This is a genomic window from Pseudoalteromonas sp. RWi3, assembly GCF_054960735.1.
Genome location: NZ_JBHNYL010000001.1, coordinates 424,250 through 449,519, shown reverse-complemented (window position 1 = coordinate 449,519; position 25,270 = coordinate 424,250). Strand labels below are relative to the sequence as shown.

The window sequence follows — 25,270 nt, the reverse complement described above, 5'->3', positions numbered from 1 at the left end:
CTAATAATAACTGTTTCACATGAAATCTGGTTGATTTTTGGTTGCTTTCGCTCTCCCTATGGCTTTCACAAAATTTATATTTATTACGTTTGTTTAACACTGCGCAAGGTTTTTTTTGTAAATGAGTTATCGCTAAAGTTAAAAAAATGTTGACCAAGTGGTGTTCCTGATATTAGTATATTTTCTCGCAATGGGGTACTTAGTTGTTATTATGTTAACTAAGTAGCTCTTTTGGGGTCTAAAACTAATAAAATCATATTTCAAATATGACCAGGGAATAATCAAATGTTAAATAATAAAGTTTCAAAAGCAGTTCGCTTAGCGATTGCTTTCGGTGCAGCATCAACAGCTGCATTTTCAGCGAGCTCAATCGCTGCTGAAGAAGGCGCTGAAAAAGTTGAGAGAATCGAAGTTACAGGCTCACGAATCAAAAGAGCTGATATGGAAGGCGCTTCACCTGTAACGTCAATCGGCAGAGTACAGATTGAATCTTCAGGTGTGCAAAGTGTTGGTGAACTTTTACAAACTGTTGCACAAGCTGATTTATCTGGTTTAACTCAGTTAACAAACAATACAAATGCGAATGATGGATCTCAAACTATTTCGCTACGTAACTTAGGCGATAACCGTACATTAGTTCTGGTTGATGGCCGTCGTTTTCTTGCTCTTGGTGGTGGTCAGGTTGATATTTCACAAATACCTATTGCTATTGTTGAAAGAGTAGACATCCTTGCAGATGGTGCTTCAGCGGTATACGGTTCTGATGCCATTGCTGGTGTTGTAAATATTATTACTAAATCAGGCTTTGAAGGCTTGAGCCTAGATGCAAGCATAGGCGCTAATTTCGAAGGTGATGGAGAATACCAACAAGCAGGTATCTCAATTGGTACTGTTAAAGATAAAACTTCATTATTCTTAAATATTTCAAAGTCTGAAGAAAAAGAAATTGGCGCCGGTGATCGAGAACTTTCAAAATATCCAGTAGCATATATCCCACAGGCTCGCGGTAGTGCTTTCGGTCTTAATGGTATATTTAATACATCTGATGGGTTTAAGTCTTTAGACCCCGAAAAAGAAGGTGCGGGTATGCGCACGGCTGACGACTTTGAGTCGTTTGGTACCAAGCACAGGTACAATTATGCTCCAACAAACTACCTTAAAACACCTTCGGATAGATTGAATATTTTTGCAAAGGCAAACCATGAATTTACTGACGAGTTACGTGCTTTCATTGACTTCACATACAATCAACGCAAATCTGTAACTCAGATTGCTGCGGTACCAATTACAGCTGGTTTCTCTGGACCACAATGGGAAATTCCATATAGCGCTGATAACCACTACAATCCATTTGGCGAAGAGTTATCTGCATTTGGTTTTAGAACTTTACCAATAGGGCCACGTACTAGCAACCAAGATTATGATACTTACTTCATCACAGGGGGATTCGAAGGTGAATTTGAAGCGGCTGACCGTACATTCTTCTGGGATGTTGCTATGTCTCGCGGCGACTCAAGCAGAACAACCCACGGTGAAAACTATGTTAACCTACAAAATCTAAGAAATGCTGTTGGTCCTTCTTTTGTTGAAAGCGGAATTGCTCAGTGTGGCACACCTGATGCTGTAATTGCTGGCTGTGTTCCTCTTAATTTATTCAATGGTGTTACGGGCTTCACTGAAGAGATGGCTAACTACATCGGCTATGAATTAAATGAGCAGGTTAAAACTGGTGTAACTAGTTTCTCTGCAAATATCAGCGGTGAGATATTTGAACTTCCAGCTGGTTGGTTAGGTTTTGCTGCTGGTTATGAAACGAGAACAAATTCTTATGTTGATAATCCTGATGCGCTTATTTCAAGTGGCTTAAGCTCAAGTAACTTTAGAGAGCCAACTAACGGTAGCCAAACAGCAGAAGAGTCGTATTTTGAACTTGCGATTCCACTTCTTGCGGATCTTCCGGGCGTACAAAACCTTGATGTTAGCATTGCTGGCCGCTTTTCAGATTTTACCAATGATGGTTTTGTAGGAATAGATCCAGTAACTTCAAAGTTTGACAATGAGAGCTTTAAGGTAGGATTTACATGGCGTGTATATGATGACTTGATGTTGCGTGGTAATTACTCTGATACTTTCCGAGCGCCATCAGTAAACAACCTGTTCTCAGGTGGTGGTGAAGGTTTCCCTTCAACACAAGATCCATGTAATACAACACAATTTCCACTTCAGTCTGAAGCCACTCAAGCGCGTTGTGTTGCAGATGGTGTACCTGCAGGTGGTTCTGTCCAGCCTACTTCTCAATTAAGAAGCTTAAATGGTGGTAACCCTGGTCTAGTACCTGAAGAAGGTAATACAACTACGTTTGGTATTGTATACAACCCTAGTTGGTTAGATGGTTTTGATATTACAATCGACATGTATAAGATTGAGCTTCAAGATGCATTATCCTCTATCTCTGCTGGTGGCATGTTAAACCGTTGTTATGTTCAAGGTGAAAGCGAGTTCTGTGGTTTTGTCAACCGTCGTGATGATGGTAGAATTGCAACTGTACGTACTTCTCAGTTTAACTTGGCTCAGTTAGAGGTAGAAGGTTATGATTTCAACGCTAACTACAGATTTGATACTCAAGAACTTGGTAGCTTTGCTTTCCGATTAAACGGTTCATATACAGATAAGTATCGCTCAGCTGGTAACGATGAGAATATTAATGATGCAGATAATCAGGTTGCTGCTATTGATAGTGACATTCTTCGCTGGAGAGGAACATTCAATACAACTTGGACATACGATGATTTATCTGTCACTTGGGGTATGCGTTACAGTAGTGACATTACTGAGTCATGTTCAATCCCAGAATCCTTCCTAGAGGATGGTATTGCTACACGCGAACTTTGTAATCAGCGTGATGTTACAAGCGAAGATAATCCTAGTGGCTTAAATCGTGTTGGTAGCGTAACTTACCACGATTTATCAGCAAGTTACTCATTACCTTGGGATGGAAGCATCCGCGTTGGTATGAGAAATGTATTTAGAAAAGAGCCACCAGTTGCTTTAAATCCTTTTGCTAATTCGTTCTATTCTGTACATGATATTCCAGGCGGTACTTGGTTTATGAACTACAAGCAAGACTTTTAACTTTTGATAGTTAAGTTTTAATCGTCTATCAGCCAGTCTATTTTTATAGACTGGCTTTTTACATTAAGTAGAGCTGTATACGACTATGATTTCTTCAAACTCTTTAAGTCAAAAGTATAAAAACAAGTTGATAACTAACGGTATAGTGAGAATTCCAGATTTTCTAACTGCTACCTTTGCTAGTGAATTGAAAACAAATGTACAAGGGTTGAGCTTTAATAAAGCGGTTGTTTTAAATGGTAAGCCTATCGAGTTGACAAAAGATATATTGAAAGGGTTTACTAAAGATGACTATCAATCAATGAATAATCAGATTGCGTTATCTGCTAGTCAGGGGGTTGGGTTCATCTATGGTAGGTGTCATATAAACGATGACAGTCCAAGTGTTTTCGTAAAATTATTGGAATGTTTAAACTCCCAGAGCTTCATTAATTTTTTAGAATCAACTAGCAATGAAAAAATTAAATCTTTAGATTGTCAAGCAACCGAATATAGACACGGAGATTTTTTAACTCGACATAATGACATATCAGTTATTGAAAAACGAATCTATGCTTATGTCATCAGCTTATCAGAATATTGGCATTCTGATTGGGGCGGAGCCCTGCATTTTTTGGATAAAAATGGAAGTATTACCAATTCTCTCTTACCTGAATATAATAGTATTACAATCTTTAACGTAGAAAAAATTCACTCAGTTAGTTACATAACACCTTTTGCTCAGAGGCCAAGATATTCGTTAACGGGTTGGTTTAAAGGTTAGGCTAAATTATTGGAGAACAATTGAATTAAAAATGAGCATCTAACTTAAACTCTGGATAATAACTTTATCTCTAGCGGCTACTTTCAAAGCTAGCTGCGTAGAGCTTTTCACTTGCAATAGACCCGCTAATGGCGCGTAAATACGCTTTGTTATCTCTCAATGTATTAGACAGAAGGTTTATAAAATTCGTACCTAAATTAGTGGTAAATTTAAATAGAACCAGCATGTGAATGGTTATAAACCTTTTATTCTGCTTTGGTTGTTTGCTCCTAATAATTCAAAATATTTTATAAAATAGTTTGTTCATGATTTACATATGGTTACATTCAATGTTAGCTTGGAAATCAATCTATTTTTGTAAACGAAACACCTCGCAAGTTAAAAAACTGTTGACCAAATGATGTCCCTGATATTAATATATTTTATCTCAATGGGGTACTTAGTTTCTAATATGTTAACTAAGCAACACCGTTGGGTCCAAAACTAATAAAATCATATTTCAAATATGACCAGGGAATAATCATATGTTAAATAATAAAGTTTCAAAAGCAGTTCGCTTAGCGATCGCTTTTGGTGCAGCGTCAACAGCTGCATTTTCAGCTAGCTCAATCGCCGCTGAAGAGGGCGTAGATAAAGTTGAGAGAATCGAAGTTACAGGTTCTCGTATTAAGCGTTTTTCTGAAGTTTCTCCAACACCTGTTACAACTATAACAGGCGTTGAATTAACTAACGCAGGTATTACTAACGTAGCGGATTTATTACAAAAACTACCTTCTTCAGGCGTTGGCTCTGCTCCAACAACAACTACGAACACAATCTTTGGTGCAGGTATTAATACAACTGATTTACGTCAGTTAGGTCAAGGTCGTACACTTGTGCTTGTTAATGGACGCCGCTATGTAGGCGCATCTGTTGATAATCCAGCGGTTGATTTAAACGGTATTCCGACAGAAATGATAGAGCGCATGGATATCGTTCACGGTGGTGCATCAGCGGTTTATGGTTCTGATGCTGTAGCTGGTGTTGTAAATATTATCTTGAAAAAGTCTCAAGATACTATGGATTTCAACTACAAAAAATCAATGCCAGAGCAAGACGGTGGGGGTTCTGAATTTTTCTCATTCACTTTTGGTGGTGAAGGCGAACAAACTAGTTTCATCACAAGTTTATCTTATTCAGAGGTAGAGCAGCTGGAGTCAGAGGATCGAGATTTCCTTAGAAATCCAATCAATACGATGCTAAATCCAGATAATGTCGATGATAAGGATGGTATTCCAGCAAGAACCTATGCAACTCATCAAGGGCTACAAACATTAGGTGCATATGATCGTGCAGGCGATGCATATTTACCTGGCGGTCAATATGTTTTTGGTGATAATGGGGAACTAATTCCTTTTGCGATCGGAGGCAAGACTCAACCAGCTCCAAACTCTCAAAGTCGTTACTTTGGCGATGGATTTTCAAATGGTTATAAATTTATAGAACACGGAGATTTGGCAACACCACTTAACCGTTTCAATGTATTCACAAACGTTGTAAATCAGTACCATGACGACCATGCAATGAATTTTGAGGTTTCATTCTCTAAAGCAAGTGCATACGCAGAGAGTAGCCCAATTTTCTTGGCTGAAAGACTACGTGTTGACAATGCTTATTGGCATCCAGATGCAAAAGCGCAGTTCGCCGATGCTGGACTTGCCCCTGACGATACAATAAGAGTTAATAAGTTGGCATCAGGATTTGGTAACCGTACTTATGAAGATGACCGCACTTCATTCAATACAACTCTTTCTTTCCAAGGGTTATTGTTAGAAGAATACGATTATGAAGTTTACTTTAGTTACGGCCGCAACAAAAATGACACAACATGGAATGGTGAGTTTTTTGAAGACAACTTCAATAAAGCCATAGATGCTGTAATGGTTGATGGTGAAATTCGTTGTGCTGACCGTGATGCAGATGGGTCACTTCTGGGCGCATTAAATGGTTGTCAACCACTTAGCTTATTTGGTTTGAATGGTGCATCACAAGAGGCATTAGACTATGTAACAACTTCAGCTTCAATTTCGAAGGTTAAACAGCAGCAAGTAATTGGTGGTGTTATTTCAGGTTATGCTTTTGAAATGCCTGCTGGTGGTGTTTCTTTTGCACTAAGTGCTGAGCACCGTAAAGAAACTGGTTCTAATGAGCCAGGTGCAGCTATGCAAAATAATCTTGTTTTCGGTAACTTTGTTAAATCTTGGGATGGCGAATTTACGGTCGATGAAATCGGTATCGAAACTTCTATTCCTTTATTAGTAGATGCGCCGCTAGTTGAATCTCTAAGCTTAGAGCTTGCTGCACGTTACATGGATTATTCTTCAGTTGGTGACAATGTTGCTTGGAAAGTTGGTTTCAACTATGCAATGAACGATCAACTTCGTTTCCGTGGTACAAAATCTAAATCAGTTCGTGCTCCATCATTATCACAGTTATACGCTGCAGGTACTCAGTCATTCGCTTCTTATGGCGATCCATGTGACCAAACACGCATTGCAACTGCAACTGACTCTAAAAAAGCGAACATAATTGCTAACTGTAAAGCTGCGGGAATTCCTAACCCAGGTATTATAGACGGTGATTGGAGACCTTCAGAGGATTGGCGTCAGGTTACACCACCAAGTGTTAACTCGGGTAACCCTGATTTACAAGAAGAAACATCAGATGATACTTTATTTGGTGTAATTTACACGCCAACAGAAAATATCACTTTAATAGCTGATTATTGGAGTTTTGATGTTCAAGACGCAATTAATTCACTTGGTGCGCAGCGTGTAGTTAATGACTGTTATGAAGCTTCAAGCCTTGATAATAGTGCATGTGCTTTAGTTGACCGAGATCCTACAACTCTAGATATTGCACTTGTGCGTAATGGGCCTTATAACTTAGCATCTTATGCGTTAAAGGGTGTTGATTTAGAAGGTAATTATAAGTACGAAACAGAGTTTGGTTTATTCGATGTTCGCTTACTTGCAAGTTACTTAGAGCACAGAGAGTTCAATACCGACGTTTCAAGTGATAGTTATGAAATGACACCAACTGTTGGTGAAGTTGCATATCCACGCTGGCAAGGTAATTTAACAATTGGCTACACTTATGAAGACTTATATGTTGGTATGGTTGGTAAATACCGCCATGCGACAGTTCTTGATAGAGAGTGGACAATAGAAAATAATGATTATAACGATATACCATCTTATACAGAGTGGAACTTGAATGCTCGTTATAACGTTAACGATATGATTGAGTTACGTGCAGGTGTTGCTAACTTGTTTGACATTACACCTCCAAGAAGACCAGGTACTTATGACGAAGGTGAATACTATGATGTTTACGGTCGTAGAATTAACGTAGGTTTTAATATCCGGTTTTAAATCACAGTAGTTAATAATAGAGCTCACATAGTGAGCTCTATTTGTATTATTTAAGTTCAGTAGCTTAGACCTTAGACATGATTAGAACGTAGCCTATTTATTACGGTGATGTAAGACTCAAAGATAAATCTAATTTCCCCCACAAACAGTTTATCATTCGTTAATGTTTCTAGTACTGTTTCATATATATATTCTCTCCATGTATAGCTCGTTAATTATTACAATAAACTATTTATTTCCCTTACTTTTTGAAACAACCTAACTGTTTGAAATTTAAGTTTTATATAGGTTTTGTTTGATAAAAGCCATTCAGTACCTTTCTAGAGAATATCCACCGAATACTTATGGTTAAGCATAGGTGCCTAATTTTATTAAAGTTACTAAAGCCTCAGTTATACCACTTACATGTAAATGGCTATATATTAAGTTTGAAAAATCCAACCTCTCTGAAATAACCAAGAAGCTTTAGAAGTTTAGATTTTGCAAGTTTTATTATGTGCTTTGTAAGCTTTAGGCTTTTTTCTTGAACTGAAATTTGATTAATCTGAATGTGGACTCTGTTTAAGGTCATGTTATATTGATGTAAGTATCTGATAGTTAATTTGGTTTACCTTTATGTTACGCAGGTTTTTTCCGGTTAAAAAAGTTGATTGTAAATTAAGTGGAAGCTTTAGTATTAACATGGAGCAGTTCGTTAACTCAATCCAATTAGCCATTTTTATTGAAACTCTTGATGGCCGGCTGTTTTTCTCAAATGCAATGTGCAAGAACGAGTTTTCTAATTTGTGGGAACAATCTACTGGGCGGTTAAAACAGGGCATAACTAAACATAGCCATGTAATTAACAATAATAACGAGGTTATTAAAACTCGAAAAACGATAAGTTTCATATTAGATGTCCCCAGTAACGAAGGTATGCTCAAAAAGGTAGAATGTGTTAAGCAGCCTTACTTTAATGAATGTGGTGAGATTATTGGGGTAATAACTTTTTTTCATGATATGAAGCTTGGTAGTAGGTATTTAACAAGTGATAAAAATAAACTTGATGAGAGCAGAGCGTTATTAAATGCTTTTTCAGACGGTAATTGTCAGTTTGAATATTTTCCAAATGGAGAAGGGCGTTTTTTAGAGTTATCAACAGGTGCATTGATAATGCTAGGTTTAACAGAGAGTGCGGTTAATAAAAAAGGAATAGCAGGGTGTATATCACCTGCTATTTGTGATGAAGATAGAGTAAATATAGCCCGTGCTTTTAAAAGTATTGATAGCGATACTAATAAACTGACGTGTTCATTTCGTTACAACTCGAAGGGCAAAATACGCCAATGTAAGTTTGTTGCGATTAGAGATGTTGCATTTAGCGAACCATCACAAAGCAGTTTATGGCATGGGATTTTTATAGACTTAGGCCTTGTAAATACTGTTGCTGAATCGAATGAAAATTTGGCTCCATCGATAGATCGAGATATCAAGACTCAAGAGTCATGGTTGCTATTCAGATATCATCAAGCTTTAGTTGATGGCCTTACTCTTAACTTAATTAACTTTAAAATATGCCAACAATCCTCTATAAATGACGTATTGAACGATGGGGCTAATATCGTGTTTATGTTGGACGATTTAGTTCAGCAATATGGTCAAAAGTGGCTTGACTACATAGCTAATTTTAAAGGAAAAGCAATTGTTGTAGCAGGAAATGGCGAACAGTTTCATTATTATACAGAATCAATAGTTCAAATACCGTTAACGCAATTTAGTAAAGTTAAATTCGCAACCTTGTTCTGTCACTCAGATTCACCTTTGCCAAATAAGGCTCTTTTTCAGCCTTGTAACTTTAAAGTGTTAGTTGCAGAAGATAATCAGGTCAATCAATTTCTAATTAAAAACCAGCTTGAACAATTAGGGTGTGATGCAACGATAGTTTGTAACGGTAAGATTGCACTTGAAAAATTAAATGAACAGAGATTTGATATCCTCATTACTGACTGTCAAATGCCTGTGATTGACGGCTTTGAGCTTACTAAGCAAATTCGTCAGAACGCGCTAACAACGATTAGAGACTTACCCATAATCGGCCTTACAGCAGATAACTCAAAAGATATATCAGTTTTATCTAATAATGTTGGTATTAATCATGTGCTGTTTAAACCGTATGACATTGCTGATTTGTATGAGGTATTAACTGATTTGGTTGAATCATCGGCCCTAGGCTCTCGTGATAGTGAATCGTTAGTTCATGATGAAATAATTGTCCCAGACTTATCTCAATGGGTAGGGGTGTTCGGCTCTGAAGCCGATGCCGTTACGATGGCGCGTATTTTTAATGAGACATTAGAAGCAGATATATTAGCGCTGGAAAAGGCGATTGAAGAAAATAACATTCCAATATGCCAGAAAATATTGCATCGAATTAAAGGGTCAATAGTCATGGTTAAAATGAATGCAATTACACAGCAAATAGAAGAGTGCGAGGCGTTAATTTCATTTGAAAATCGTATAGATGATCGGTTATACCAATTAGTAAATAACCTTGTGCAAATAAATAAGGTTGTTCTGACTTGGTTAGTTTAAAATAGTTTCTGCTTAGATTATTATAAATAATATGCTTATAATGGACTGTAGTTGATACCCTAAACCCTTATTTATTTTTGAGAGTCAAATGAAAGAAATACGTTCATTTATTAAAAATGCTAGTTTATCTGAGTTAGAAAAAGCGCAGTCATTAATTAATAATGCAATTGTTAAGTTCACTGAGCAACAACAGGCTAAGCAAGAAGTGCTCGACTTACTAAAAGAAAAAGGATTAACACTGGAAGATCTTCAAGAAGTTGCTGGTGATAAGCGCACTAAAGTGTTACCTAAATACAGAATTGAACACGAAGGTAAAATCGTTGAGTGGACCGGCCGTGGTAAACGCCCTAAAGCGTTTCAAGGTGTAGAGTTAACAGATCATTTAGCATAAAATTAAATATGCCTATAAATACGCCAATGATTAATTCATTGGCTTTTTTGTTTAAGTAGTATCGATGAGTTATATATTAAGGCCTTATCAACAAGAGGCTGTAGAGCGTACTGTTGCTCACTTTAGAAAAACAGATAATGCAGCAGTCATTGTATTACCAACGGGGGCTGGTAAAAGCCTAGTTATTGCGGAGCTGGCTAGTATTGCCAAACAAAAAATTCTTGTATTAGCACATGTTAAAGAGTTAGTTGAACAAAATGCAGAAAAGTATTCCAGTTATGGACTTCAAGCGAGTATATTTTCAGCAGGGTTAAAGCAAAAGTCACTTTCACATCAAGTCACATTTGCTAGTGTGCAATCATTATCACGTAACCTATCACAATTAAATGAACATTATTCTTTGCTCATTATTGATGAGTGCCACCGTGTGAGTGATGATGAAAGCAGTCAGTATTTAAAAATAATAAAAACACTTAAAGAAAATAATCCAAAGCTTAAAGTATTAGGCCTAACAGCGACGCCTTACAGGTTAGGAATAGGATGGATATACCATAAGCATTATCATGGATTTGTACGTGGCAGTGAGGCAAGTCCGTTTAAACAATGTATATTTGAATTGCCACTGCGTTATATGATCAAAAACCAGTTTTTAACACCACCAAAGGAAGTTGATGCTGCATTAAGTCATTATGATTTTTCATCCCTAAAAAGTGATAGTTTTGGCCGATTTAATCAAGATGACTTAAATACATTATTAAAAGAAAATACACGGGCCACCCAGTCTATTTGTAGCAATGTATTAACGCTCAGTGAAACGCGTAAAGGGGTGATGGTATTTGCCGCAACTGTACGCCATGCGCAGGAGGTATTAAGTTATTTTCCTCAGCAACATAGTGCGTTAATAACAGGTGATACCCCCGCACAAAAACGCGATGAGATAATCCACTCTTTTAAATCCAAACGGATAAAGTATTTAATAAATGTGTCTGTTTTAACAACTGGGTTTGACGCACCTCATGTAGATTTTATAGCGATTCTACGTCCAACAGAGTCAGTGAGTTTGTATCAACAAATCGTAGGTCGTGGGTTAAGGTTAAGTGAAGGAAAGAAAGATTGCCTTGTGGTAGATTATGCCGGAAATGGGTTTGACTTATTTTACCCTGAGGTGGGGAATAAAAAAGTCGACAGTGATAATGAACCCGTGCAAGTACTTTGCCCTGGCTGTGGGTTTGCTAATATCTTTTGGGGTAAAACAGACTCACAAGGAAAAGTCTCCGAGCATTTTGGTAGGCGTTGTCAAGGCTTGCTAGAAGACGAAACAGATTCATCACAATGTGATTATCGCTTTAGATTTAAAGAGTGTGAACAGTGCGGTGCTCAAAATGATATTGCAGCGAGAGTGTGTCAATCGTGCGATGCAACAATTGCTGATCCGGATGATAAATTACGCGCAGCGTTAAATTTAAAAGATGCATTAGTATTGCGATGTAGCGGCTTGAGTGTGCAAGTGCTGAACTCAAATAGCAGTGTTATTAAATTAACCTACTTTGATGAAGATGGTGCAAGCTGCGATGAAATATTTGATTTCTCTAATTCGAAAGCCCGCTATATATTTAATAAACAGTTCGGTGTTCGCTCTTCCCAAGGGCGTTTACCAATTGAGTATAAAACGGCCAGTGAAGTAATTACTGATGAGCTTAACTTAACTGCGCCTGATTTTGTAATCGCCAGGAAAAGTAAAAAGTATGGCTGGAAAGTCGCTGATAAATTATTCGACTATAAAGGTAACTACAGAAAAGCAAACCAGTTAAGTCGTTAACTACTTAACTGGTTCCAACAGGGATTATTCGCTTTCTAGTCCCCAGCCATCGCCATAGCCTTTGTGACCATTAGCGATACTTTCTAAGTACTGTTCTGTTTGGCCGAGTAACGTGTGCTCAGGGACCATTTGAACTTGGGTGATAACTTCCCAGATACCTGTGTCTTTACATTGCACAAGTTGTGTTGTTGGCGCTAATTCATCTTCACTAATCGCTTTTGCAAATTGTTCAGCTTCAGGTTTTTGCTCAAACAAAATATAAAAATCAATTTTGTGCATTTGTGCTAAATCAATACCAGCATCAGCTATCTCAGTAAGTAATTGGCCATTGTCGTCATCAGGAAATTGCATTTAGAAGCTCTATATATTATCTCAAATTCGTTATTGCTATTGTAACCAAAATAAAGCAATTAAGCGTACTAATTTTCACATTTGAGTTGATGTGTCGCGGTACTGGCTTGTGGTATTATTAATCCTCTTAAAGGTTCACTTGTTTTTAGTAAGGAAATTACTTGCCTAGTCGTTTATTTGCGCTCATCGCAGCAGTATTCTTTTTTATATCGTGCAATTTAGTTGCCGCTTCCGAAGTTGTAAAAAGTTACGATATTAATGGTATTAGTGGTGAACTTGAAAAAAATGTAGAGCTGTATTTAAAGCAACTAGAGGGAGAAAAAGCCACCAGTACATTATTGAGCCATGCTAAAAAGCAAGTAGCGAATAGTTTGAAGGCGCTGGGCTACTACAAACCTAACATTAAGCTTAACTATCTTGCGCAGTCTCAAGAGATTGTCGCAACGATTGAACGTGGCCCTGCAACACGAATAGCTGATATTCTTATTACTGTAAACGGTGACGGTAAATCTGATCCGCAACTAATGGATGTAGTAGAATCAATTAAGCTAAAACAAGGTGATATTTTAAACCACAGCCATTACGACTCTGCTCGCAAAAGAATTGAAAGCCAATTGCTCGAATTGGGTTATTTCGATGTTAAGTGGCAAACACATCAACTAGCGATTTCTCTAAAATCGAATAGCGCTGAAGTCATTTTAACTTTCGATACTGGGGTAAGGTATCAGTTTGGTGCGTTAATTTTAGGTAAACAAACCCCTGCGGAAAAGTATATTCGCACACTAGCTGATTTTAATCAGGGGGAGCAATATCAAGCGTCAATTGTTTCAGAGTATAACCTCTCTCTTTCTACAACCCCCTATTTTAATAGTGTTCTAGTCTATGCTGATATAGCAAACCGTTCAAATCAACAAGTACCCATAAATGTAGATGTATTGCATAAGCCTGCAAACAGCTTCGAAGTAGGCGGTGGTTTTGACACTGACTTAGGACCTAAATTAAGGTTTAAATGGTCAAAGCCATGGATCACAGAAAATGGCCATTATCTTGAAAGTAATTTAAACGTAGCTGAAAAACAACAAGATATATCATTCGGTTATACTGTACCTGTTGATGATCCGAATGATGATTTATGGCGTTATTCGGTTGGTTACAAACTGGAGGACGAAATAACGGATGATATTTATAGCGAAATATTTACCGCACAATTACAACGCCAATGGTTGACTGAGAGCGACTGGGTACGCACTGCGTTCATTCGCCGTGATTATGAAACTTATCGATTTGGAGATGATGAACAAAGCTCCAAAATGTTGATGCCAGGTATTAGTTATGCCAAAAAAGAAACTAAAGGTGGAACAACCCCATACTGGGGGGAGCAATGGCTTATTTCAGCAGAGTTTGGTTTAGAAGATGCATTTTCAACAACCAATATTATGCGAGTACAATTTAAAAATGCATGGTTACGCACATATTTGGACAAGCATTTACTGTTTTTAAAAGCAAATTTAGGGGCTATGTATGTTGATGACATTAATAATGTGCCTTTATCTCTTCGCTTTTACGCAGGTGGTGATCAAAGCGTACGAGGTTTTGCTTACGAGTCAATATCGCCAGAGGATGAAGAAGGGCGCTTAATTGGTGGTAAATACTTATTGTCAGGTACTATTGAGTACAATTATCAATTTGCAAAAAGTTGGCGATTAGCGCTATTTATTGATAGTGGTACGGCAACCAATGATTTTTCAGACCGAGTTGAAGTGGGCGCAGGATTTGGCTTTCGCTACCTCACGCCCGTTGGGCCTGTCAGGGTTGATCATGCTTGGGGACTAACAAAAGAAAGTAAAAGCACACGTTTAAGCATTACAATAGGGCCTGAAATTTAATGTCAAAAATGAAAAAAATTACAGCCGCACTGACCATCGTAGTTAGTACACTGATAGTTGTACTATTTTGCTTGCTATTTACAGCATCAGGAAACCAATTAATTGCTTATACAGCAAATAAATTAATTGATGGACTGTCTATAAATATCAAAGATGGTCGCTTTTTATATAATAACGCATTTGACGTTGACTATACGTCACCGAGTTTAAACCTTACAGCAAAGCAATTAAAACTCGATTTATATTGGTGGCACTGCGATGGAATTTGTATTGAAAACTTAAGTGCTCAGGCAATTAATTTAAACCTCGGTAATCCTCAAACTGAGGATGAAAGTGTTGAACCTGTTGACGAAGAATTATCAAATGAAACGCTCGGTGAGCAAGCTGCTGAGATGAGTTTGCCTTTTGCTCTGTCAATCAAACGTGTTGCAATAGCGAATTTTAACTTGTCACATTCTAGTGCTGATGTAACGGTTCATAAATTTCAACTAAGTGCTAAAGCAAAAGACTCTTTAGTAACGCTAAAATCTTTGAATATTCAACAAATTGATGTGTTATTAAAACAAAGCGAACAGTCTCCAGTGGAGCCTTTAACCGCATTGGAGCCACTACCTGATATTGAATTTAGTTCACCTATAGCTGCAAATATTGAACAAGTAGCAGTAAACTTGGTAAACATAACCAAAGGTGAACAACAGCACAAAATTAAACAAATAAATACAGCCCTTTCGCTGCAAAAAGACCAGTTGGTAATGCACACGCTGAGCGCGGATTACTTACAATGGCATCTATCAAGTGAGCTAAAAGCAGAGCTAAAAGGGCGCACGCCTTTAAGCGCTAAAATTGAAGTTGCAAGCACAGAAAATCAATTAACTTTACTCGCCAGTGGTGATCTAACTGACCTTCAACTTGATGCAATTAGCAAAGGGCTTTACCCATTGTCAGCTAAAATAAAAGCTGATTTAAAAACAGTAAACTATCCTTTTACACTAAAAGCGAATATTGCGAAGTGGCAGCTAAACACTCAAAGCAACACGTTAAAGATTGAAAATGTTGATTTAAATGGCAAAGGTAACGCAGATGACTATGTGTTAACACTTACTGGAAAGAGTCAACTAGGTGCCTACCCTGAAGTAAATTTAAATGCGATGCTAAACGGAGGTTTAACACAAGTAAATGTGGAACAACTTGCTTTAGCAGCCAATGAAAGCAGCGCCACGATAAAGGCATCAGCAAGCTGGGATAATGGTTTAACAAGTCAATTTTCTGGGCAATTGGACCAACTTAAAGCGCAATACTTAACTGATGTGGTCACCAGTGATATTTCTGGTCAATTTGCAGGGTCTTTCAAGTTTGCCAATGATAATTGGCAACTAATCATGCAAGATAGTCAATTAACGGGGCTTATTGATGACGTTAACTTTAAGTTTATGTCAGACTTTGATCTAAACAGTAATTTACATGCAAGTATTAAAGTATTTGAGCTTACAAGTGGTGAAAACACATTATCTTTAACAGGCAATATAGATCAGCAATGGAATATAGATGCAAAGCTGCATTTAGATAAACCAGAGCAAAAAAAGCTGCCTTTCACGGGGATAGGAAATGGGAAACTTGCTATACGAGGCGGGCGTTTAGAACCAATAGCTAACTTAGACTTAGCCGTGCAGGATTTAACATACGCTGACATATCGGTTGCAGCGTTATTTATTAAATCTGACTTTAATTATGCTGCTGACTGGCAAACTAATGCCAATATCAAGATAACGGATGCTCAGCTTGGCGGGCAGCATATTAATAGCCTAAGTTTAAATGCGACAGGAGACAAAAAAGACCATAGAGTTCAGTTTGAATTCGACGCGCTTGAGGGCAAAGCTGAATTTGAAGTAGCGGGTGCTGTTGTTAATAAGGTCTGGCAAGGACAGCTAAGCAATGTGTTATTGACTGATAATACAATACAGTTAACAGCAATGCCTGAGGTAGCTGTCACTTTTGATACAAATACGGGCGATTTTTCAGTTGATAAGCATTGTTGGCAAACTAAAAATAGTAAGCTATGCATTGATAAACTTAAGCAGGTTGATAACTCGGGGCATTTAGCCGCTAAATTGGATAATTTAGATTTATCTGAGTTAAAACACTTATTTCCTCATAACATAACAACACAAGGGGGCTTTAGTGGGCTAGTAGAGGCAAAGTGGCAAGCCGCCAGTTTAAGTAAGCTCACAGCTTCATTGCAATCTCATCAGCTCTCAGCAACCTACATTGATGCTGAAAAACGTTATCAGTTACCTATTGAAACTTTAACACTTGAGGCGAGCTCTGACGCCGTGAATGGTCAGCTTCAAGCAAATCTTAGCTCTAGTTTATTAGGTGATATAAGTGCGGATATTTCAGTGCAAGATTTACCTTCAAGTCGGGTATTATCTGGCAACATAGACATAGATCAAATTTTACTGACTGATTTGCAACCTTTCATTGGTACCCTAGAACAACTTAAAGGTGATATTAGCGGTCAAATTGCACTCAGTGGTTCTATCACCGCTCCTTTGTTAAATGGTAACGTCAATATCGCGCAAGTAAATATACAAGGTGAACAGCTCCCAGTCTCAGTGGTTGATTCAAATATTGATATCGGCTTTGATAATACAACCGCTTCATTAGATGGCAAGCTTAACGATAGTGAAGGTGGCAATATAACCCTTACGGGCGATATTGATTGGGGAGAAGAAAAACCAGCGGTAAATTTAGCAGTAGACGGTGAGCAATTTTATGTTAGAGCACAACAAGGTGTGCTTTTTAAAGTATCCCCAGATTTAAAATTAAGCCTTGCAGATAGTGCATTCAAATTAGCAGGGCAAGTTGTAGTCCCTTATGGGCGAATTACTATTGAAGAATTACCTGAAGGGGCTGTGCAAGTAAGTGATGATGAGATTATTATTGATCAGCAAAATGAACAGTCCAAAGCAATGCCATTTGATTATGATATTGATCTAAAATTGATTGTAGAAAATGATGTCCGTATAGATTCGTTTGGGCTCGAATCTAAAGTTGCCGGTGACTTAAGCATAAAAATGGATCAACAAACTCCCATGATTGCTACCGGTGAGCTAAACTTACGTGAGGGTACTTATCGTGCTTTTGGCCAAGATCTAATTATTACTAAAGGTCAAGTTGGTTTTAGCGGACCAATTGATAAACCTTACTTGAATATAAAAGCAATACGTAACCCAGAGAACACCGCTAATGATGTCGTAGCGGGGGTTACACTAACAGGGAATGTTGAACAACCTTCTTTAAAAGTATTTTCAGAGCCAGCCATGGATCAAGGGCAATCATTAGCTTATCTTTTAAATGGCCAGCCGCTTGATGAAGGTGATAGTTCAACAGATGCCATGTTAACTCAACTATTATTAGCACAAGGGGTGAGTCGCAGTGAAGGATTGGTGTCAAAAGTAGGTGAAACCTTTGGTTTATCGGATGTTAGCCTTAGTTCAAAAGGCAGTGGTGATGACACTAAAGTTGAAATTTCAGGTTATGTCGCACCCGGTATCCAAGTTAAATACAGCGTAGGGGTGTTTGAGTCGTTAAGCGAAGTGGCCATTCGCTATCAGCTCCTCTCTCAATTGTATGTCGAGGCGACCAATGGCTTAACTCGAAGTATTGACATATTATATAAATTTGATTGGGATGAATAATTATTAAAGTGAATAGACTCTTAATTATTGGGTGCATATTAATGCCATTTATGACTGCAGCCGAGGCGTTAACAGTTCGCTATACTGCGGGAGGACACCCATATATTACAGAGTTGCTTAAATTAGTACTAAGTAAATCAGACATCACCATCAAACCAATTGAAATTGATAAAATCCCGTCGCAGACTCGTGCGATACGCCTTTTAGGTGAACAAGATGGCATTGATGTTTTTTGGACGGTCACCAGCCCTTCGTCTGAGAAAAGAGCAAAAGCGATATTAATTCCTCTTGTAAAGGGGTTGATGGGGTATCGCATTGCATTAATACAAAATACAAGACAAGATCTTTTTTCAAATGTTACACACTCAGGGCAGCTGAGCCCATTTACATTTGGCTTACGCCAAGATTGGCCTGATACTGCTATTTTTCAAAGTAACGATTTAAAGACTATTACGTATGGGCAAGGAGCAGACCCACTTAATATGCTTACCAGTGGCCGTTTTGACGCTTTACCCTTTGAAATATTCGACCTTGCAAGTTTACACAATGAGCAAGTTGTTGGTGATCAATACATTGCTATTCGATACCCAAGTGCTGTGTACTTTTTTGTTGCTAAAAATGATTTGAAGCTGCATAAGTTAATAGAGTCAGGTTTATTAAAAGCGATTGATGATGGTTCATTTGAAGCGCTATTTAATCAACATTTTTCACAGGTTATTAAGCAAGCAAAATTAGGTAGTCGCCGTATCATTGAGCTTAAAAACCCATTATTGCCCCCCAGTGCGCCTATCCACAAAGCACATTATTGGCTTGATAAAAATAAATTAAAGCAATAACCTATATAAAAACCTAATAAGCTTTTGTCATGCGTAAACACTTTTTTGTTACTATTTTCACCTCTTTATTATTTCATTCGCCTTTAATTAATGCTCAGCAGCCCAGTGCAGCTGCCATTATTGAGCAAGCACAACAATCACAGTGGCGACAAGTTGATCCGAGTAATGTGCTAAAAGTATCGTTACCAATGGGTGACGCTTATATTGAGTTAAACCCGCTTTTAGCACCAAATCACACTCAGAACATTAAACTCTTAGCTAAGGAGGGCTTTTATAAAGGCTTAAACATATACCGTTTTGTTGAAGGCTTTGTGGCGCAAGGTGGTGATGCAAGCGGTAAAAAACTCATAAAAACAGCCAATAAAAAGATACCTGCAGAGTTTTATTTGAAAACCCCAAAACCACTGATGATTACCGAGCTTGATAAAAGTGACGGCTATGCCCCGATTACTGGTTTTTTAAATGGGTTTGCGGTGGCTCAAAATGAGACAAAGACCCAAACGTGGCAAGTTCATTGCCACGGCATTTTTGCGATGGCCAGAGGGAATGAAACTGATAGTGGGGGGACTGAGTTTTACACCACAATAGGCAATAGCCAACGTTATTTGGATCGGAATATTACAGTTTTCGGTCGTGTTTTAGAGGGGATAGAGTACTTTAACCGATTGGACAGGCTGCCAACTAACGGGAAAACATTTAATCCTATTACTGATGTGCAGGTATTAAATGATATCGCCAAAGATGACGACAGTCAGTTTGAAGTAATGCGTACTGAATCCGCTGCGTTTAAAGCACTGATCGAGGCCCGCAAAAATCGCAGTGAAGCGTGGTTTGTTGAATCACCAGGTTACATTGATGTATGTTCAATGCCTATCCCGACACGACGTGTTTCCCGCTAACCCCAAATGCATGGGGTTAGTTTAAGTTAACAGCTATTGGCGGTTTATTTTTACATTAAATGGCACTGTGTTATTACTTGTAGAGCGGTACGGATTAATGTCTAAGCCACCTCTGCGAGTATAACGAGCATAGACTTCTAAATTTGATAGCTTTAGCTGAGTATTTAAGTCGCAGAAAATACGTTCTACGCATTGCTCATGAAATTCATTATGAGTACGAAACGAAATTAAATACCGCAATAACGACTCTTTACAAATTTTTTCACCCGAATAGCGAATAATGATACTTGCCCAATCAGGCTGTGAAGTGATTAAACAATTCGATTTTAGTAGGTGGCTGTGAAGTGTTTCGGTCACACACTCATCAGATGCGCTTTTGAGACTTTGAGCATCTAAGTCATAACTATCGATCTCAATGTCTAAATCGTCAATGCACACACCAGGTAAAGGTGTGCAAGGTAAGCAGTTGTATTCATCTGGGCTATACAAAGTAACCTTTACAGGCATTGCAACAGCTACAGATAAATCATTACTTAATGTGCTTTTAACCTTATCAACTGAATCAAATCGGGTTTGGTTAAAACTATTTAAATACAGTTTAAATGACTTTGATTCGATGATATGGCTAGTTTGACAAGGAAACTCAAATAACGCGACGCCAACCATCGGTTTTCCTTTATTATTTAGCCAAGATACTTCGTAGCCAGTCCATATATCTTGTCCTTTAAAAGGTAACTGTGCTTCGTCGATATTTAAATCATCACGGTTAAGCTTTCGAGCGATAGGAAAAAGTAAGCTAGGTGTATAGGTATCTACATACTCGGTTGATTGGCCAAGTACGCTGCCTTTTAGTTCGGGTGAGTTGCTGTAATCTGTCATGTTGCGTCTTTTGTAGTTACAATGGCTTCATTATACCTAAAGCTAATGAGTTTCGCAGTATGTCTATTGTTACCCAGTTAGAGCAACTTCATCAAGAATTTGCACAACACACCCTAGAGAAAACCAACAAATTACCACTCATAGAGCAGGATGATAGCTGGCCTAGTCCATGTGAAGTGGGTGAAACCAATGAGCATGGGCAGATCCAGTGGCAAGCTGTTCGTCGTAGTGAATCAGGCTCATTGACTGATTTAGCTAGCGCGCTTGATTTTACGTTTCCTGAGGAACTTTCAGACTATTATGGGTCTTTTTTTGGTGGCGGCATTGTTGCGATAATTGAAGACCATAAAGTAGAGTTACTACAAGCTTGGAGTGACGATGACTTTGACTTACTTCAGCAAAATATCACCGGTCATGTATTAATGAAACGCAAGCTAAAGCAACAACCCAGCGTGTTCATAGGCTTAACAGAGCAAGAGGACTTGCTTGTTACAGTATTAGTTGAAAGTGGTGAAGTGTGTTTGGAATACGTGGGTAAAAAACCTCACCACGTACTAGCTCCAAATCTAGAAGCGTTTATAAAAGCACTTAAAGTTTAAAAAATATTAGCGGAGTATCATTCACTCCGCGAAATTTATTATTGAAAGTCCCATGAAATGTTAGATACTAAGCCGCATGGTTCACACCTAAAATCGAATAAACCAAACCACGGCTCAGGTAGCTTCCAATCACTGTCGCAGCTGGGGCACCTTCGCGCTAACTCAGAGGCTTTATCTTTCCCACCTACTCGGTATAAGTAGTAGTAAACTGGTTTTTTAGTTAAAAATTTAATACGTTTAGCGATGTCTTTTCCACGCCGAGATAAATCGCTTTCTATGTTTGATATTTCATCCAGCGCCGGGAACTCGCACCGCGTAGCGCCATTAATTTGAATTTGGATCTCTTAATGTTGGATACTAGTTTCTCAATATAGCTTCAATATTAATTGCAAGCCTATAATTTTTTACAATAAAAGAGGCTAATTTTTTAGCTTTTGTTTGTATTTCGGTGTCAGTCTAAAAAAACTGAAGCTTAAGTTGCCTTTTAATTTCAGTCTAAAAAAACAAACTATTATTTCAAACAAGAATTAATATGCGGAGTCTTCGTTTAATAGTATTTCTCTATTTCGCTCTTCACTTCATCATATATATTGACTTCATTATTGATTATATAAAATACTTTACCGTGTGAGTTTCCATAATCAGTTTTCATCGAGTTAAAGTTATTCTTCCAAATACCCTCAGTTTCACCATAAACATTTGAGCAGTATGTTATTAATTGATCAAAATACACAGCGTTATCTGTTGATTTTAACTCTAAAAAACCTTTTATTAATTGATAGTTCTTTTGCCAAGGCTTTTGAGACCATATCTTTATTCTGTTTAGTTTGTTAAAGCTTTTAGAGCGAGTTACAGTATGATTCTCGATGTCCGAACTCTCATTTCTTGGGGTGATACAAGCCTCACTATTATCTTTTTCAGAATGATCTATACAAAAAAGTATATTGAATAATTCTCTAACGGAATTAATAGACTGGAATAGTCCTTTATTGATTATTTTAATATTTGGTCGTTCATTCTTAATACCATCCTTATTGCCCTTTGTATGACGTGCAGTCTTGAAGTTTTCAATACCAGGTAAAGGTTCACCTGCAACGTCACCATAAAATAAAAAATTCTTAAATTCTAAAGTGTTTTCGTCAAAAATAATCCAAATAACACAGCCTGAAGGTTTATCGGCTAGTTTCATGTGTATGTTTTGCTTTGAAGTAGAAGATGTGATGAAGGAGGCTTTTAACTGAATATGTCTAATCACACCATAACACTCACCAATAACATCATACCCTGAGTTATCTACTTCTGGTTTTGCGATCTCAAGGCTACACTCGTGTTCAAGCCAAGACAGCTTAAGTAATTCGCTTATAAACAAATGTTCAATTAGCTTTTCTCTGTAAGATGAATGTTCGTTATGTTGGTTCATTTACTTATTCTTTAATGTTGTTGCTTACATGTAGTTATATCAATAGAGTAAATGTGAGCTATGGATTTAGCCGTCCTGTTTTTTGGTATAGGACAAACCGTTTTTGAGCTAGAGCCTTATAAAACTTATATTTTTTAAATAGATTTACAACTTCCTCTATGAGAATTGACTCTTTTAATAATTTAGTTTGAATGTACAATTAAGAAATAGGGGACTAGAGCTATATCCCGAACTGTATATTTATAAGATGTTCTTAGTATAGCTAAATCAGCCATGAAATCATTGAAAGAAAATAACCCTCCTTTTCGCCACCTTTCGAACTGAACTGCCCAAGTTTTACTAGACCAGCTTTTAATTCAGAATAATATGCTTTTAAGTTTTTCATCTGGTGATTGAACGGATTTAGATTTATCTATTAACTGGCTCCGTCAGTGATATAACGTTTTGGTACAAATACCTAATCGTTCAGCGACTTCTTCAATTAAAGATCCACGCTCAGTAATTTGTTTAAAAGTACCCAATTTAAGTTTGAGGGTATGACGCTTGCCTTTATCCATAAAACAACTCTTAGTAGAAGTTATAATGTAATTCATTTGGCGTAGTAAACTTTGGGAAGTCCATTACTCAAAATACTAGAAGTCTCTGATTTCTAGTATTTCTTGCTTAAACCGCCCATATATACCTAATTCTTTTTCGTAATTGTCGCTTAGATCACACTGTATTAATTGTTTGTCTGATACTTGTGTTATTTCTGAAGGCTGTAAAAAGGCTTTTGAACAATCAAGATCGATATCAGATGTGAGCAAACTATCCTTAATATCATTTTCTGCTTCAGATATAGGATTATCATCACCTTCTAAGTCAACAGAATTGGTCGTGGTTTCTACTTTTACAATTGGAACTGTACCAGGGATATCTTGAGCTAAATTCTTTGCAAACTCCATCAACATAGCTTCCGCAGGCATAAACATGATTGCCTCTTGGTTTGCTTTATCCGTAATTCTCAATATACGACCTAAGATTTGTCGAAAATATAATTCTGTAGTCACATTTGTCAGCAGGCAACATACTTGCAAGCGAGGGATATTGGTGCCTTCAGAAATCATTCCTACACTGATCACCCATTTATCATTACCTTTTCTGAATTGTCTGATAGTTTCGCTTGGGTTGTCTTCATCACTTGTGACTACAAGCGCATCTTCATCTAATGCTTTTCGTAAAATATCATGGATTTTCCAAGCATGGCTAATGCTTGAAGCAACAATTAAACCTGCTGACTCACCATTAACTACTCTTAATTGGTCTAGTTGAAAGTTAGCTTTTGTAAGCATCTGCTCGATAACAATCTTATTTTGAACAACTTTAGAATAAGGAAGACCAGACTCCATTAATAGACTTGCAAACGACTTAAAATGCTGTGTTTCATCTTTTTCTGTAAGCGTAATATTATCGTTATCAATAGCGATGAGTTGTGGAACTCGGCAAACTTTGTCATGTATAGCTTCTTTTAAACCGTAAACATAATCACATTTAATCTTTCGGGTTGCACCACAGTATTGAGAAAGTGCAACAGGAGAAGCATCAGAGCGCCAAGGTGTGCCAGTAAGAGCAATGGTATATTCAGCGCCATATTTTATTTTTTCAATTATTGGTCTTCCCCATGAGTTAGCGTTATCGATATTTGTTCCGGCACAATGGTGTATCTCATCAAAGATAACAAAAACCCTATGCGACTTAAAAAGATCCCAAAATGACTCATCTAAATATTGCATTCCTTGATATGTTTTTGAGTTACCTTTTGCTCCGATAAGGCCATCGAAGCGAGCTTTAATAGTTTGTTCCAAACTTTGACTAAAATCGTATGCGACAATTCTCGAAGGTGCAAAACAAAAGACTAAATCAATCATGTCTAGCTCAAATAGTTGTTTAGCCAGCTCTGATCCCATTATGGTTTTACCTGCACCAGGTGTTGCAAGTGCTAAAAAATGCTTTATTCCTTCAGAGTAATGTTTAAGTGCTTTTTCAACACATTCACTCTGCCACTTTCTTAATTTCATTAAGGTTTACTCATTGGGTTTAATAGGTTTTCAATTGCTTTGATTTTGCCAAGTAAAGCTGAATTTTGTTCACGGGCTTGATTGTACTTACCTTGAAGTTGTTCATTTAATTCTGGGTGAGCTTTTGAGAGTTGTTCATACTCTTCTAGTTCTCCAAAATTAATTAACAGTTCTTTTTTGTAACGGTTTAACCTGCGTAACAAGGGAGCTTCCACTTTTTCTGAACGATGAATAAGATCCGACTTTTCAGTCATTGAACTTTTCGGCTCAGATAGAATTTTATCTGCATTAAATAACGCTGTTTTCTTGTAGCTTACAGCACCAGTTTTATTGGATTTAATTTTCTTTAACCAATTTCTTCTTACTAGTTTTATCAATTCCGCATAACAGAACCTTCTGGCTTCAATAGGGCATAAACTCTTATCTTCTTGCAATACGAGAAATGCGGCTCTTAGCTCCAATGCTGAAAAGTTATCAAAATTTTTAGCCAAGATAATTTGAGTGATAAGAAAGTTTAACTTCATATGAACCCTCTTAGGATAGTTGCATAGAGTGT

The 25,270-nt window shown here is 37.5% G+C and carries 17 protein-coding genes and 1 pseudogene; 11 read left to right on the top strand and 7 right to left on the bottom strand.

Features of this window, described 5'->3' with window-relative positions; genetic code table 11:
* The first annotated feature begins 285 nt into the window (after window positions 1-285).
* The 6 genes from ACFI4Z_RS01900 (at window position 286) to ACFI4Z_RS01875 (ending at window position 12,089) form a co-directional block, all read left to right on the top strand.
* Window positions 286-3,132 (top strand): TonB-dependent receptor domain-containing protein, encoded by a 2,847-nt coding sequence (locus tag ACFI4Z_RS01900; RefSeq protein WP_462669096.1) that lies wholly within the window; start codon window positions 286-288, stop codon window positions 3,130-3,132.
* A gap of 85 nt (window positions 3,133-3,217) precedes the next feature.
* Window positions 3,218-3,895, top strand: a complete 678-nt coding sequence (locus ACFI4Z_RS01895; protein ID WP_462669095.1) for a 2OG-Fe(II) oxygenase — start codon at window positions 3,218-3,220, stop codon at window positions 3,893-3,895.
* A 524-nt stretch (window positions 3,896-4,419) separates the two neighbouring features.
* Window positions 4,420-7,308 (top strand): TonB-dependent receptor domain-containing protein, encoded by a 2,889-nt coding sequence (locus ACFI4Z_RS01890; RefSeq protein ID WP_462669094.1) that lies wholly within the window; start codon window positions 4,420-4,422, stop codon window positions 7,306-7,308.
* A gap of 615 nt (window positions 7,309-7,923) precedes the next feature.
* On the top strand, window positions 7,924-9,879 hold the full coding sequence (locus tag ACFI4Z_RS01885) for a response regulator (protein WP_462669093.1): 1,956 nt from the start codon (window positions 7,924-7,926) through the stop codon (window positions 9,877-9,879).
* A gap of 88 nt (window positions 9,880-9,967) precedes the next feature.
* Window positions 9,968-10,270, top strand: coding sequence for an H-NS family nucleoid-associated regulatory protein (locus tag ACFI4Z_RS01880; RefSeq protein WP_099295866.1), 303 nt, complete (start codon window positions 9,968-9,970; stop codon window positions 10,268-10,270).
* Between the two features lie 64 nt (window positions 10,271-10,334).
* Complete coding sequence (locus ACFI4Z_RS01875; protein ID WP_462669092.1) at window positions 10,335-12,089, top strand: DEAD/DEAH box helicase family protein; 1,755 nt, start codon at window positions 10,335-10,337, stop codon at window positions 12,087-12,089.
* Window positions 12,090-12,113: 24 nt separating this feature from the next.
* Here ACFI4Z_RS01875 and ACFI4Z_RS01870 read toward each other — a convergent pair whose 3' ends face one another.
* The gene (locus tag ACFI4Z_RS01870; protein ID WP_462669091.1) at window positions 12,114-12,440 is read right to left on the bottom strand and encodes a ribonuclease E inhibitor RraB; all 327 of its coding nucleotides are present in this window, start codon (window positions 12,438-12,440) and stop codon (window positions 12,114-12,116) included.
* A 161-nt stretch (window positions 12,441-12,601) separates the two neighbouring features.
* Between ACFI4Z_RS01870 and ACFI4Z_RS01865 the strand changes: the two genes are divergently transcribed.
* The 4 genes from ACFI4Z_RS01865 to ACFI4Z_RS01850 are packed head-to-tail and all read left to right on the top strand — an operon-like array spanning window position 12,602 to window position 19,759.
* Window positions 12,602-14,326 (top strand): autotransporter assembly complex protein TamA, encoded by a 1,725-nt coding sequence (locus ACFI4Z_RS01865; RefSeq protein ID WP_462669090.1) that lies wholly within the window; start codon window positions 12,602-12,604, stop codon window positions 14,324-14,326.
* The gene (gene tamB / locus ACFI4Z_RS01860) at window positions 14,326-18,024 is read left to right on the top strand and encodes an autotransporter assembly complex protein TamB (protein ID WP_462669089.1); all 3,699 of its coding nucleotides are present in this window, start codon (window positions 14,326-14,328) and stop codon (window positions 18,022-18,024) included. The genes ACFI4Z_RS01865 and tamB overlap by 1 nt, the downstream gene beginning before the upstream one ends.
* Window positions 18,025-18,065: 41 nt before the next feature.
* The gene (locus ACFI4Z_RS01855) at window positions 18,066-18,860 is read left to right on the top strand and encodes a type 2 periplasmic-binding domain-containing protein (protein ID WP_135474980.1); all 795 of its coding nucleotides are present in this window, start codon (window positions 18,066-18,068) and stop codon (window positions 18,858-18,860) included.
* A 29-nt stretch (window positions 18,861-18,889) separates the two neighbouring features.
* Entirely contained in the window at window positions 18,890-19,759 is an 870-nt protein-coding gene (locus tag ACFI4Z_RS01850; RefSeq protein ID WP_462669088.1) for a peptidylprolyl isomerase, read from the top strand.
* 33 nt (window positions 19,760-19,792) lie between these two features.
* Here ACFI4Z_RS01850 and queF read toward each other — a convergent pair whose 3' ends face one another.
* On the bottom strand, window positions 19,793-20,638 hold the full coding sequence (queF, locus tag ACFI4Z_RS01845) for an NADPH-dependent 7-cyano-7-deazaguanine reductase QueF (RefSeq protein ID WP_099295859.1): 846 nt from the start codon (window positions 20,636-20,638) through the stop codon (window positions 19,793-19,795).
* 59 nt (window positions 20,639-20,697) lie between these two features.
* On the opposite strand from queF, the gene syd reads away from it, so the two are divergent.
* A complete protein-coding gene (syd, locus tag ACFI4Z_RS01840) occupies window positions 20,698-21,237 on the top strand; it encodes a SecY-interacting protein (RefSeq protein ID WP_462669087.1) in 540 nt (179 codons plus the stop codon).
* Between the two features lie 38 nt (window positions 21,238-21,275).
* On the opposite strand, the pseudogene ACFI4Z_RS01835 reads toward syd, so the two are convergent.
* The 5 genes and pseudogenes from ACFI4Z_RS01835 to ACFI4Z_RS01815 form a co-directional block, all read right to left on the bottom strand.
* Window positions 21,276-21,575 (bottom strand): annotated as a pseudogene (locus tag ACFI4Z_RS01835) (DUF2310 family Zn-ribbon-containing protein); the annotation flags it as partial.
* Between the two features lie 209 nt (window positions 21,576-21,784).
* On the bottom strand, window positions 21,785-22,657 hold the full coding sequence (locus tag ACFI4Z_RS01830; RefSeq protein WP_462669086.1) for a hypothetical protein: 873 nt from the start codon (window positions 22,655-22,657) through the stop codon (window positions 21,785-21,787).
* A 428-nt stretch (window positions 22,658-23,085) separates the two neighbouring features.
* Complete coding sequence (locus ACFI4Z_RS01825; RefSeq protein ID WP_462669085.1) at window positions 23,086-23,214, bottom strand: hypothetical protein; 129 nt, start codon at window positions 23,212-23,214, stop codon at window positions 23,086-23,088.
* Window positions 23,215-23,289: 75 nt separating this feature from the next.
* The gene (locus ACFI4Z_RS01820) at window positions 23,290-24,714 is read right to left on the bottom strand and encodes a DEAD/DEAH box helicase (RefSeq protein ID WP_462669084.1); all 1,425 of its coding nucleotides are present in this window, start codon (window positions 24,712-24,714) and stop codon (window positions 23,290-23,292) included.
* Window positions 24,714-25,238, bottom strand: a complete 525-nt coding sequence (locus ACFI4Z_RS01815; protein ID WP_462669083.1) for a hypothetical protein — start codon at window positions 25,236-25,238, stop codon at window positions 24,714-24,716. The genes ACFI4Z_RS01820 and ACFI4Z_RS01815 overlap by 1 nt, the downstream gene beginning before the upstream one ends.
* Between the last annotated feature and the right edge of the window lie 32 nt (window positions 25,239-25,270).

Bases quoted from the DNA above. Each gene is read 5' to 3' on its own strand.
- ACFI4Z_RS01900 (WP_462669096.1), top strand. From the start codon at position 286: ATGTTAAATAATAAAGTTTCAAAAGCAGTTCGCTTAGCGATTGCTTTC.
- ACFI4Z_RS01895 (WP_462669095.1), top strand. From the start codon at position 3,218: ATGATTTCTTCAAACTCTTTAAGTCAAAAGTATAAAAACAAGTTGATA.
- ACFI4Z_RS01890 (WP_462669094.1), top strand. From the start codon at position 4,420: ATGTTAAATAATAAAGTTTCAAAAGCAGTTCGCTTAGCGATCGCTTTT.
- ACFI4Z_RS01885 (WP_462669093.1), top strand. From the start codon at position 7,924: ATGTTACGCAGGTTTTTTCCGGTTAAAAAAGTTGATTGTAAATTAAGT.
- ACFI4Z_RS01880 (WP_099295866.1), top strand. From the start codon at position 9,968: ATGAAAGAAATACGTTCATTTATTAAAAATGCTAGTTTATCTGAGTTA.
- ACFI4Z_RS01875 (WP_462669092.1), top strand. From the start codon at position 10,335: ATGAGTTATATATTAAGGCCTTATCAACAAGAGGCTGTAGAGCGTACT.
- ACFI4Z_RS01870 (WP_462669091.1), bottom strand. From the start codon at position 12,440: ATGCAATTTCCTGATGACGACAATGGCCAATTACTTACTGAGATAGCT.
- tamB (WP_462669089.1), top strand. From the start codon at position 14,326: ATGTCAAAAATGAAAAAAATTACAGCCGCACTGACCATCGTAGTTAGT.
- ACFI4Z_RS01855 (WP_135474980.1), top strand. From the start codon at position 18,066: ATGCCATTTATGACTGCAGCCGAGGCGTTAACAGTTCGCTATACTGCG.
- ACFI4Z_RS01850 (WP_462669088.1), top strand. From the start codon at position 18,890: ATGCGTAAACACTTTTTTGTTACTATTTTCACCTCTTTATTATTTCAT.
- queF (WP_099295859.1), bottom strand. From the start codon at position 20,638: ATGACAGATTACAGCAACTCACCCGAACTAAAAGGCAGCGTACTTGGC.
- syd (WP_462669087.1), top strand. From the start codon at position 20,698: ATGTCTATTGTTACCCAGTTAGAGCAACTTCATCAAGAATTTGCACAA.
- ACFI4Z_RS01830 (WP_462669086.1), bottom strand. From the start codon at position 22,657: ATGAACCAACATAACGAACATTCATCTTACAGAGAAAAGCTAATTGAA.
- ACFI4Z_RS01825 (WP_462669085.1), bottom strand. From the start codon at position 23,214: ATGGATAAAGGCAAGCGTCATACCCTCAAACTTAAATTGGGTACTTTT.
- ACFI4Z_RS01820 (WP_462669084.1), bottom strand. From the start codon at position 24,714: ATGAAATTAAGAAAGTGGCAGAGTGAATGTGTTGAAAAAGCACTTAAA.
- ACFI4Z_RS01815 (WP_462669083.1), bottom strand. From the start codon at position 25,238: ATGAAGTTAAACTTTCTTATCACTCAAATTATCTTGGCTAAAAATTTT.